The 11,480-nt window shown below is 66.7% G+C and carries 8 protein-coding genes; 3 read left to right on the top strand and 5 right to left on the bottom strand.

Annotated features, from left to right (window positions below):
• Positions 1 to 13 precede the first annotated feature (13 nt).
• Positions 14 to 1,366 (bottom strand): omega-aminotransferase AptA, encoded by a 1,353-nt coding sequence (gene aptA, locus AC1DNF_RS03645; RefSeq protein ID WP_478147176.1) that lies wholly within the window; start codon positions 1,364 to 1,366, stop codon positions 14 to 16.
• 105 nt (positions 1,367 to 1,471) lie between these two features.
• Here aptA and AC1DNF_RS03640 point away from each other — a divergent pair, with 105 nt between their 5' ends.
• Positions 1,472 to 2,446, top strand: a complete 975-nt coding sequence (locus tag AC1DNF_RS03640; protein ID WP_478147175.1) for a LysR family transcriptional regulator — start codon at positions 1,472 to 1,474, stop codon at positions 2,444 to 2,446.
• Here the strand turns inward: AC1DNF_RS03640 and AC1DNF_RS03635 are convergent.
• Both AC1DNF_RS03635 and AC1DNF_RS03630 read right to left on the bottom strand, forming a co-directional pair.
• The gene (locus AC1DNF_RS03635) at positions 2,424 to 3,635 is read right to left on the bottom strand and encodes an OmpA family protein (protein WP_478147174.1); all 1,212 of its coding nucleotides are present in this window, start codon (positions 3,633 to 3,635) and stop codon (positions 2,424 to 2,426) included. The two genes, AC1DNF_RS03640 and AC1DNF_RS03635, sit on opposite strands and share 23 nt — an antisense overlap.
• On the bottom strand, positions 3,632 to 5,269 hold the full coding sequence (locus AC1DNF_RS03630; protein WP_478147173.1) for a serine/threonine protein kinase: 1,638 nt from the start codon (positions 5,267 to 5,269) through the stop codon (positions 3,632 to 3,634). Before AC1DNF_RS03630 ends, AC1DNF_RS03635 begins: the two co-directional genes overlap by 4 nt.
• Before the next feature lie 310 nt (positions 5,270 to 5,579).
• On the opposite strand from AC1DNF_RS03630, the gene AC1DNF_RS03625 reads away from it, so the two are divergent.
• On the top strand, positions 5,580 to 7,052 hold the full coding sequence (locus tag AC1DNF_RS03625) for an MDR family MFS transporter (protein WP_478147172.1): 1,473 nt from the start codon (positions 5,580 to 5,582) through the stop codon (positions 7,050 to 7,052).
• On the opposite strand, the gene AC1DNF_RS03620 is transcribed toward AC1DNF_RS03625, so the two are convergent.
• Both AC1DNF_RS03620 and AC1DNF_RS03615 read right to left on the bottom strand, forming a co-directional pair.
• On the bottom strand, positions 7,039 to 8,406 hold the full coding sequence (locus AC1DNF_RS03620) for an NAD(P)/FAD-dependent oxidoreductase (protein WP_478147171.1): 1,368 nt from the start codon (positions 8,404 to 8,406) through the stop codon (positions 7,039 to 7,041). The genes AC1DNF_RS03625 and AC1DNF_RS03620 overlap by 14 nt on opposite strands.
• 57 nt (positions 8,407 to 8,463) lie before the next feature.
• Complete coding sequence (locus AC1DNF_RS03615; protein ID WP_478147170.1) at positions 8,464 to 9,174, bottom strand: phosphatase PAP2 family protein; 711 nt, start codon at positions 9,172 to 9,174, stop codon at positions 8,464 to 8,466.
• 282 nt (positions 9,175 to 9,456) lie between these two features.
• Between AC1DNF_RS03615 and AC1DNF_RS03610 the strand changes: the two genes are divergently transcribed.
• Positions 9,457 to 11,403, top strand: coding sequence for a PAS domain-containing hybrid sensor histidine kinase/response regulator (locus AC1DNF_RS03610; RefSeq protein ID WP_478147169.1), 1,947 nt, complete (start codon positions 9,457 to 9,459; stop codon positions 11,401 to 11,403).
• The last annotated feature ends 77 nt before the right edge of the window (positions 11,404 to 11,480 follow it).

The raw sequence follows: 11,480 nt of genomic DNA, 5'->3' as shown, positions 1-11,480 counted from the left end.
GGTGCGGCTTGCGCTAGGCCGTTTCGGCCAGCGCGTCGCCCAGGCCGTTGACCAGGCGATCGATCTCGGACTTCTCCGCGATGAAGGGTGGCGCGAGCTGGATCGTGTCGCCCCCGTAGCGCACGTAGAAGCCCTTCTTCCAGCAAGCCATGGCGATCTCGTAGGGGCGGCGCGCGGGCTCGCCGGGCAGCGATGCGATGGTGATGCCGGCCGCGAGCCCGTAGTTGCGGATATCGGCCACGTGCCTGGACCCCTTGAGGCTGTGCACCGCGTTCTCGAAATGCGGCGCCAATGCCTTCGCGCGGCCGATCATGTCTTCCGACTGCAGAAGGTCGAGCGCGGCGATGCCGGCGGCACATGCCACGGGGTGCGCGGAGTAGGTGTAGCCGTGCGGAAATTCGACCATGTAGTCCGGGCCACCGACGGCCATGAAGGTCTCGTAGATCTCGCTTTTCGCAATGACGGCGCCCAGGGGCTGCGCGCCATTGGTCACCTGCTTGGCGACGTTCATGATGTCCGGCACGACGCCGAAGGCATCGGCGCCGGTCAGCGCGCCGCAGCGCCCGAAGCCCGTGATGACCTCGTCGAAGATCAGCAGGATGCCGTTGGCGGTGCAGATGTCGCGAAGCCGTTGCAGGTAGCCCTGCGGCGGGACGATGACGCCGGCCGAGCCGGACAGAGGCTCGACGATCACGGCCGCGATGTTGGAAGCATCGTGCAGCGCGATCAGGTCCAGCAGGCGGTCCGCCAGGTCGGCGCCCTGCGCGGGCATGCCCCGTGTGAATGCGTTCGACGCGAGCTGGGTGTGCGGCAGATGATCCGCCTCCACCGCCTGGCCGAAGACCTTCCGGTTCCCGCCGATGCCGCCCACGGAGATGCCGCCGAAGTTGACGCCGTGATAGCCCTTCTCGCGGCCGATGAGGCGGGTCTTGCTGGCCTGCCCCTTGGCGCGCCAATAGGCACGCGCCATCTTGAGCGAGGTGTCCGCGGCTTCCGAACCGGAGCCCGTGAAGAACACATGGTCCAGCCCCGCCGGCGTCAGCTCCTTCAGCTTGCTGGCCAGTTCGAAGGAGAGCGGATGACCGAACTGGAAAGCCGGCGAGTAGTCGAGCTTGGCGATCTGACGGCTCACGGCCTCGGTGATCTCGGCACGGCCGTGCCCCAGGCCCGTGCACCAGAGCCCGGACAGGCCATCGAACACCTTGCGGCCCTCGCTGTCGGTGAAATAGGCGCCCTTGGCCTCCACGATCATGCGCGGATCGGCCTTGAAGTTGCGGTTCCCGGTGAAGGGCATCCAGTGCGCATCGAGCCATGCCGCGTCGGTGCGCGGGGCCTTGGGTCGAGCTTGGGCGGTCAGGACGGACATGGATGTCCCGCGTTTCGGGCGGGCCTCGGCGTGTGGAGATGGCGCATTGTTCGCGGCGGCGTCAGTCTTGAAAATGCTGCAATATCGAACTTCACTTGACGATTCATGCAAGTAAAAATGAACGAAAAAACGCGCGCGGTCCTCGGCCAGATCAGCGACATGGACCTGCGCCTGCTCAAGGTGTTCAAGAGCGTCGTCGAATGCGGAGGCATGGCGGCGGCGGAGCTGGAGCTCAACATCGGAACCTCGACGGTGAGCCGCCACATCAAGGATCTTGAAACGCGGATGGCGCTGGTCCTGTGCCGACGAGGGCGCTCGGGCTTCGCGCTCACCCCCGAGGGCCAGCGGGTGTACGAGGAGACGCTCCGCCTGCTGGCCTCGGTGGACGCATTTCGCGGCAGCATCGACGACATCCACCACCGCATGGGCGGCCAGCTGGAGGTGGCGGTGTTCGACAAGACGGCGAGCAACCCTCAGGCCCGCATCGGCGAGGCCATCGCGCGCTTCTCCGAGCAGGCGCCCGACGTCGGCCTGAACATGCACGTGAGCTCCATCAATGCCATCGAGCGGGGCATCATCGATGGCAGCGTCCACGTCGGGATCATCCCGGCCCACCGCAATTCCAGAAGCCTCGCCTACGCCGAGCTGTTCGGCGAAACGATGCTTCTCTACTGTGGCGCGCAGCATCCGCTTTTCGGCGCGTCACATGGCGGACTCACCTGGGACAAGCTCAGGGCCTATTCATTCGCGGGCCTGGGCTACCACTCGCCCAACATGGAGCTCAGCCACAAGGCGCGCCTCACCCGCAAGGCCACCGGCTTCGACCAGGAGGCGATCGCGACGCTGGTGCTTTCGGGCCGGTACCTGGGCTTTCTTCCGGACCACTACGCCGAGAGCTTCGAACGCAAGGGCCAGATGCAGGCGGTGTCGCCGAAGCGATTTCGCTACGCCTGCAGCTTCGTCAGTCTGCTGCGGCGCTCGCCGGAACCCTCGCGGGCGGCGCAGCTATTCGCGGATTGCCTGGTCGCTTCTCACGGCATTCCATCGGCGGGTCGGGTCAGCTGCAGTCCACGATCCTGAACTCGACCCGACGATCCAGCGCGTCGACCGCGTCGTCGGTGCCGGTACCGACGATGTTCTCGCGAAAGCCCCTGCCGCTGGGCGTGGTGCGCTCACGCAGGACCGTGGCTTCGCCGATCAGCCGCTGGCGGATGTAGCGCGCGCGCTGCATCGACAGCGCGTCGTTGTAGGCCAGCGAGCCCGTGCGGCTGGTGTGGCCGATGATGTCCATGCAGACCTTGGCATCGGCGCTGACCTTGGCGATCTCGCGCAGCCACATCGGGTAAGGGCCGCTGATGCGCGGCTCGGACCAGAACACGGTGCCGCCCGGATTGAACAGGAACTTCACGCCCAGCTGCTGGTTGGCGATGCCATAGGCCACGATCCTGCCGAAGGCCTGCTCGGCCTCTTCCGTGCGGCCCAGCTTCGCCGAACTCAGATAGATGCCGTTGAGCACGCGCAGCTGCTCGCCGGGAGGAGTGCCGCCGGCGGCGTTGTACTGCGCCAGCGCGTCCTGGTAGCGCTCGGCGTTGTAGAGCGTGGTGGCTTCCTTGATCACGGGCGCCACCGATATGCGCTCCATGTAGTACGGGTCGGCCGGCTGGCCGGGCCGGGTGGCGGTGGTGCGCACGTAGCTCTCGATGACCAGGTCCCGAGTGGGCACGGGCGTGTCCTGGTAATAGGGCAGCGGCGTGTGGTCCAGGCCCTCGTCGCGCGCCACGGCCGAGGATTGGGCGGCCACGTCGCGGCTGCCGAGGTCCGTCAGCGCGAGGTTGATTTCCAACGGGCCGCCCGGCTCGCCGACCGACAGGCGCGTCATCGTGCCGGTCAGCAGGTAGCGGGCCTTGGCCAGGTTCGCACTCTGGAAGGGCAGGATGTCGACGGCGTCGTCCCTGGCTTTCATGCGCTCGACGACGCGGTCCTGCAGCATTTGCGTCGCCACGGTCTGCTGCGCGCTGCCGGCATCGATCATCGGGTCGAGCACCACGCCGGACCGGGCACCGATGCCGGCCAGGAATCCTGTCTGCTTCCGGGCCTGCATCTGCATCACAAGACGGTCGGTGGCCTGCGCGGCGGCTTGCTCGAAAGGCAGCGCGGCCTGGGACGCGGCCGGGGGCGGCGGCGTGGCGCAGCCGGCCAGCCCCAGGACAATCCAAGTGACGGCCCAGAATAGCGGCGCCTGCGGCCGGCGAGCCAATGTCGCGATCATCGTTCACACCCCTTCCTCAGGAAGGCGGCTTCACCCGACGTCAGGGGCTCGAGCGAGGCGCGTTGAAGGATGTCGGTGCATCGGCTCTGGCCTTGCGCAATCGCGGTCGGCGCCAGGCGTTCAAGGGCCGGCGGCGCCGCTGCTTCGCTCGCCGTCCGGCGGGCCTCGCGGCGAGGGGCGGGACCGGCGGCATGCACCGTCTTCCTTCGGACCGGCTGCGCCACAACCGGCGCGGGCGCGGGTTCGGGCGCCGACGGCACATCCACGGCACTCGGCAGAGGCGGTGCTTCGGCGGCCTGATCGAGCTCCGGGATGTCGAGCGGCGCTGGCGTCGACTCGGCCTTGGGCACGGCAACCGGCACGTCGACCGGCCGCGCCGCCGGCGCAGGCAATGGCGCAGGCGACGGCCCGGGTTCGGCGGGCGGCGCGGAAAACGCCACGGAGGGGAACGGCGACACCAGGACCGGATCGGGGACGCGGTGATGGCCGACAGCCGCGATGCTCGCCGCGCCCACGGTCGCTGCCAGGAGGGCAAGCTTCGTCCGGATGTCGCGTCGCTGCGCGCGCTCCGGCGTCAGGTTCAGTGGCAATAGTGTGTCGAGGACGGCGGGGCCCGCGGCCGGCGCGGATTCCACCGGTGGCGAGGCTTCCGCCGCCGAGGCCTCACTGCTCAGCCGCGTCCAGAACTCGGCCACGCTCTGGGGTCGATCCTGCGGATACAGCGAGAGTGCGGCGTCGATGGCCGCCAGGAAGGGCGCGCTGTAGCGGCCGCGCGCCAGTTCCGAAAACGGCCGCATCTGGTCGCCCATCAAGCGTTCGACCGCCGGTGGCGGCGGCTGTCCGATGACGGCCGCGTAGACCACGCCGGCCAGCGCGTACAGGTCGGTCCAGGCGCCCTGCTTCATCGAGGCGACGTGGCCATACTGCTCGATCGGAGCGAAACCGGGCTTGAAAACCACCGTCGGCGACGGCCCCATGCCATCGAGCATGCGCCGCGCCGCGCCGAGGTCCAGCAGCACGGGCCCGCTGTCGGTGAGCAGGATGTTGTCGGGCGCGATGTCGCGGTGCAGGCAGCTGACGGCATGCATGGCGCCGAGCGCATCCAGCAGCGGGCGCAACCAGCCCTTGAGTTCGGCTTCGTCGGGCGCTCGTCCGAGTTTCTCCAGCGCGAGCGCAAGTGTCGGTCCCGCGTAGTACGGCATCGCCATGTAGGCCGTGCCGTTGTCCTCCCAGAAGTGCAGCACCTTGACCAGCGAGGGATGATCGAAGCGCGCCAGCATCCGCGCTTCATTGAGAAAGCTGCGCATGCCGACGCGGAAGCTGTCCGCATGGCGCCGCGACTTGACGACGATCGCGGGGGAGACGCTGGCGCGCGAAGCCAGGATGGTCGGCAGGTATTCCTTGATCGCGACGTGCTGCTCCAGCCGATGGTCCCATGCGAGATACACGATGCCGAATCCGCCCTCGCCGATCGGTGCGACGATCTCGTAGTCGAGCAGCCGCCTGCCTTCGGGCAGCGTGTGCGCGGTGTCCGGGGCGATGTCGGCCCAGTCCGGCGTCAGCGTTCGGCATGCGCCGCGGCCGGTCACGGGGCCGGGCGCGGTACGCATGTCGAGGCTGGCCACGCTGTTCATCGAACTTCAAGGCATGCCGACCGGCCGCCTGCCTTTCTTCCAAGCCGTGTACAGCACGAAAAGAACCTGCATCGCCATCATGGGAGACCCCCTGTCCTGGCACCCACTCTACTGCGCCGCGAGCGCGAATTCATTCACCGGAAGCACTAGCCGAACGCCGTACCTCACAGTGGGTGCGTTCGGCGCGAAGCTTCGCCGAGTGCTTGAGCGCCATACGCGGTCTGGCGCTTCTCTGTAGCATTCGGCGCTCACTCCACGCTCACGCCCCAGCCGCCCTTGTGTCGCGCCGGGCACGCTCATCACCCCCGACATGACCTCCAGTTCCAGAACAACAAATCGTCCGCTGGTCATTGTCTCGGTCATGGCTTCCATGGCGATGGTGGCGATCGAGGCCACCATCGTCTCGACCGTCATGCCGCAGATCGCGTCCCAGCTCGGGGGCCTGCATCTCTACAGCTGGGTATTCGCTTCCTTCCTGCTGGCACAGACAGCGATGACGGTCGTGTTCGGCAAGCTCTCCGACCTTTACGGGCGCAAGCCGGTGATGTTCGCGGGCATCGCCGTCTTTCTCATCGGCTCGGTGCTCGCCGGTTTCGCATGGTCGATGCCGGCCATGATCTGCTTCCGCCTGATCCAGGGCATGGGCGCCGGCGCCATTCAGCCGGTCTCGCTCACGATCGTGGCGGACCTCTATCCGGCGCGCGAACGCGGCAAGGTGCAGGGCTATCTCGCCAGCGTCTGGGCCGTCTCGGCAGTGCTGGGGCCGATGATCGGCGCCCTGATCGTGCAGAAGCTGTCGTGGAGCTGGATCTTCTGGATCAACGTGCCCATCGGGCTCGCGGCCGCGACGGGCTTCTGGCTGTTCCTTCGCGAAGCGCCCACCGCGCGGCGTGCATCGATCGACTTCGCCGGCGCCTTCCTCTTCACCTTCGGCATTGCAGCATTGATGATCTCGCTGACGGAATTCGGCGTCGGTCACGACGCGGGCGCCTCGGCCTGGGCCCTCGTCTTCGTTGTCACGCTGGTGCTCTTCCTCGCGCAGGAGCGCCGCGCCGCGGACCCGATGGTCTCGTTCCGTCTCTGGGGCGCACGCGTCATCGCCACGGTGAACGGCGCGGCCATGCTTTCCGGCATGGCGCTGATCGGCATCACGACCTTTCTTCCCATGTTCGTGCAGGTGGTGCTCGGGCGCTCATCGGTCGTCGCGGGTCTGACGCTCACCATGGTGATGCTCGGGTGGCCCATCGGCGCGACGCTCACGTCCCGGATCTTTCACCGCTTCGGCCTGTGGCGCCTGGTGCTCACCGGTGCCGTCCTGATTCCGCTGGGAGCCAGCGCCTTCGCGCTGCTTTCGTCCGAAAGCTCGCCGCTGGTTGCCGCCGTCGGCTCCTTCGTCATCGGCCTCGGCATGGGCATTCTCAGTCTCAGCTCGCTGATCCTCATCCAGGAGTCCGTCGAACTCTTGCAACGGGGGAGCGCCACGGCGTCGAACCTCTTCTCACGCAATCTCGGAAGCGCGCTGGGCGCAACCTTTTTCGGCGCGGTCTTCAACTTCGGGCTCACGCGCCGCGATGGCGGAGTGGCGTTCACGGAGGATCAGCTTCGCCAGCTCCTGCAGGAGGGCTCGGCCCCGGCAATCGGCGAGGCAGGTCTGCGCGCGGCCCTGGGCGGTTCGCTGCATCTCACCTTCGTGGCGATGCTGGTCATCAGCCTGGCGATCGTCGCTCTCGCGCTGCTCCTGCCGAAGGAAGGCCTGGAGCGCGAGCGGGTCACTCCGACTTGAGGATGGTCTCGCCCTTGAGCGCGCCCATGTCGCGGATGTTGAAGCGGTGCTGCTTCCAGCCGAGCATGGTGCGGCGCAAGTTGACCACCGAGATCGCGTAGTAGAGCACCTTGAACATGCGCAGCGCGTGCCACATCGGTGTGCTGCCGTAGATGTCGCCGGCCAGCAAGGACATCAGCGCCTCCTTCACGCGCATCGGATTGCCCGGGTGCATGAACATGTCGCGGATCGTGGGGTTGGTCACGCGGTAGATGAACCAGGAATACTCGCGCGGTCCCTTGCGCATCATGGCTTCGAAGGCCTTGCGGGCACGCGCCATCTCTTCCGGCCGATCCAGCGCCGTGGCCACCACGTCCGCGCCGTCGAAGGCGCTGTGCATGGCCAGGTAGACACCGGAGGAGAACATCGGATCGATGAAGGTGAATGCGTCTCCCAGCATCAGGTAGCGGTCGCCGGTGGCATGCGTGCTTGAATAGGAGAAATTGCCGGTCGCGTGCACCGCATCGTCGACCAGCGTGGCATTCTTCAGCCGCTCGACGAGTTCCGGGCACAGTGCGATGGTGTCGGCGAAGAAGTCCTTGAGCGGCTTGTCGCGCGTCTTCAGGTAATAGGGCCAGCAGACCGCGCCCACGCTGGTCGTGCCGTCGGCCAGCGGAATGAACCAGAACCAGCCGTGCGGGAACCAGCAGATGCTGATGTTGCCTTCCTTCTTTCCTTCGAGCCGCTGCGCGTTGGTGAAGTGGCCGAAGAGCGCGGTGCTGTTGTGGGCCTCGTTCTTCTGCTTGCAGCGGAATTTGTTGGCCAGGAAGGTGTCGCGGCCGGTGGCGTCGACCACGAAGCGCGCGCGCCAGCCGCGGCGTTCGGTCCCGGCGCCGTTGTCGAGTTCGGCTTGCACGGTCGCTCCTTCGGCATCGAAGGCCACTTCGCGAACCTTGCAGCCTTCGAGCGCCCGGGCGCCGCGCGTGGCGGCATTGCGAAACAGCAACTCGTCAAGCTCGGAGCGACGCACCTGCCAGGCCGAGGGCATCGTCTTGTCCCAGGCCTCGGAAAACTCGACGTAGCTGCGATGTTCGTGCTCGGGCGACACGAACTCGATGCCGAACTTGGGCATGCCGATCCTGTCGACCTGGTCGCGCACGCCGAGCTTGTCGAACAAGGCCACATTGGCGGGCAGCAGCGATTCGCCGATATGGAATCGCGGATGGTGCGCCTTTTCGAGCAGCACGACATCGCGCCCTTGCTGGGCGAGCAAGGCGGCAATGGTGGAGCCGGCAGGCCCGCCGCCGATCACCAGGACGTCACAGGAATCGACCGCATCGGAGGGCTTGGCTTGGGGGGCTTGTGGGAGAGGCATGCGGCGCAGCATACCGTGCCCGGGAGGCAGCCCACCGGACTGCCGGGCGATCAGTCGCTAGCCGGCCACGCTGATCAATCCGCTCTGCTCGAGCGATCGGCGGGCCGCGTTCCGCGGGTCCGGGCGCCAGCGCATCGAGGGCAGCGCGAACGCCAGGCCGAGCAACGCGCCCGCCAGGACGTCGAGCACGACGTGCTGCTTGACCGAAAGCGTCGAATAGGCAATGGCCAGGAACCAGAGCCAATTGAAAATGCGCAGGAACAGGGGCGTCCTCGCGCGGCGCAGGACGTCGCCGATGTGGACCGCCGTGAACATCGCCGCCGCCACGTGCATCGAAGGACACGCGTTCTGCGGCGCATCGACGCCGTGAAGCAGCGCGAAGCCGGGGAAGCCCGGCAGGTAGGGCACGATCGGCGGCACCTGGGTCGGCCAGAAGTAGAAGAAACCGAGCCCGGCCATGCACAGCGCCCCGATCCAGAGGGAATAGACGAGCAGTTCGCGAAAACTCAATTGCAGGCCCGGCCCCACGCCCACGTACAGCCACAACGAGAAATAGGCGATCAGCGTCTGCGGCTGAAAAGGGATCCACCGGTCGAGCCAGGTCAAGGGCATGAGCGTGACCGCATGAGGCGAGTGACGCAGCACATGGAAATAGCCGATGAAGAAGATCCAGGTGCCGATGGTCGTGCCGACGAGCTTGAGGAGGAAGTGCCTGCGCATGCGCAGGCCCACCTCGGCCGTCCAGCTCAATGGGGCAGACGCGGGCATGCGCGGGCCGCGATCTGAGAAGCCTGCCTGACGTCGAATGGAAGAGGCGCCATGATGAGTTCCTGGTTTTCCGCCGAAGGAGCATCTCGAAAAAGTCAGCTCCCGGGTGCCCACTTTAACTGGGCTGCTCGCCAAGTGGTCATCAGGGCCGTCCGGGAGCGGTCTTGGCGCACCGACGCTTCGGGCGAGGGCTGTCTACGGGAATACCAGCGGGTGCGCTGGTCGAGCCATTGAGGTCGCAAGAAGTCTGGCGCAACCGCCTGCGTGCGCGACAATTCCGCGATGCCAAACGCTCCAGCGACAACGAGCCCCCAGAACTCGTGCGGCCCCCTGCGCCAACAGACCCTGAGCGACGCCGATTTCCGGCTCATGGTCGAGGCTGTCACCGACTACGCGATCTTTTTCCTGAACCCGGATGGCCTGATACAGAGCTGGAATTCGGGCGCGCGCAAGATCAAGGGCTATGAAGCCGCGGAGGTGCTCGGTCGTCACTTCTCGATGTTCTACCCGCAGGAGTTGCTGGACCGCCACTGGCCAGAGCACGAACTCAGTATGGCGCGCGAGATGGGTCGATTCGAGGACGAAGGCTGGCGCATCCGCAAGGACGGCACCCGCTTCTGGGCCGACATCGTCCTCACGAGGCTGTCGGGGCCCGACGGCGAACTGCGCGGCTTTGCCAAGATCACGAGAGACCTGAGCGAGCGGCGACGCCAGGACGAGCTGCTGCGGATGAGCGAAGAGCGCTTCCGCCTGCTGGTCGAGGGCGTGAAGGACTATGCGATCTTCATGCTCGATCCCAGCGGATACGTCGTGAGCTGGAACGCCGGCGCGCAGAAGAACAAGGGATATGAAGCGTCCGAAATCATCGGCAAGCACTTTTCCGTGTTCTATCCCCAGGACGTCGCGGCCAGTGGCTGGCCCGACGAGGAGCTTCGGATCGCCGTCCGGGAAGGTCGCTTCGAGGACGAGGGATGGCGCGTTCGCAAGGACGGCAGCCGCTTCTGGGCCAGCGTCGTCATCACGTCCCTGGTCGATTCAGCGGGGCGGCATCGCGGCTTCGCCAAGGTCACGCGCGACCTGACGGAGCGGCGCCGGGTCACGGCGCTGGAGGATGAAGGGCGCCGCATCACGACCTTCCTGGCGATGCTGGGCCACGAACTGCGCAACCCCCTGGCACCGATCTCCAACGCCGTGGCGATCCTGGAGCGCGAGACGCTCGAATCCAAGGCGCTGCGTTCCTCGCGCGACATCATCGGGCGCCAACTCAAGCAATTGACGCGGCTGGTGGACGACCTCCTGGAAATCGGTCGCATCACCAGCGGGAAGCTGCATCTGGAAACCAAGCCGGTGAGGCTTCGCGACGCCCTCGAGGAGGCGGTCGAGGCAGTGCGACCCCTGGTGGAAAGCAAGTCGCAGGAACTGGCGATCGATGCCGAAGACGCCGATCCCTGGGTCATGGGCGATCGCGCACGCATCATCCAGATCTTCTGCAATCTGCTCAACAACGCTGCGAAGTTCACGCCGCGCCGCGGCCACCTCAGCATGCGGCTGTCAGCCGCCGCGACGCACGCGGAGCTCAGTGTGCGAGACGACGGCCCCGGCATCCCTCCCTGGGACTTGCAGCGCGTCTTCGAGCTGTTTGCCCAAGGCGACCAGGATGCCGCGCGCTCCCAGGGTGGGTTGGGCCTCGGACTCAGCCTGGTTCAGCAACTGGTGGCGCTCCACGGCGGAGAAGTCAGCGCGTTCAGCAACGGCATGCCTGGCGAGGGTTGCGAGTTCATCGTCCAGTTGCCGACCATCCCCGCTCCGATGGATCATGCCGCCACCGGGATCGGCCGCGCGCGAACCAATAGAGTGCTCGTGGTCGACGACAACCGCGATGCGGCCGAGACCATGTCCCTGTTGCTGGATGCCATGGGCTACAGCCCGAGTGTGGTTCACGACGGACTGGCCGCGGTCGAAGCCATCAAGGCCGATCGGCCCGATGTCGTCCTGCTGGACATTGGCTTGCCCGGGTTGAGCGGCATCGAGGTTGCCAAGCGGATCCGCGCGGAGGTTGTGAACCCTCCGGCGCTCATCGCGGTGACGGGCTACGGGCAGGAAACGGACCGCCAGATCAGCTTCGATGCCGGCTTCTACGCCCACATGACGAAGCCCGTCGACGTCGATCAACTGTCCGCGCTCCTCGAGCGGCTGCTTGGGGCACAGGCGCCGCCGGACCAAGCCTAGCCGAACGCGCAAAGAAAAAGCCCGCGTTCCGGAGAAGCGCGGGCTTGTTTTCCCTTGGAGCCAGGCGGCCGGTCGGC

This window comes from Variovorax sp. 01T432, from assembly GCF_056398605.1.
Note: the sequence above shows the minus strand (reverse complement) of the source record. Positions and strands in the feature narration are given on the sequence as shown.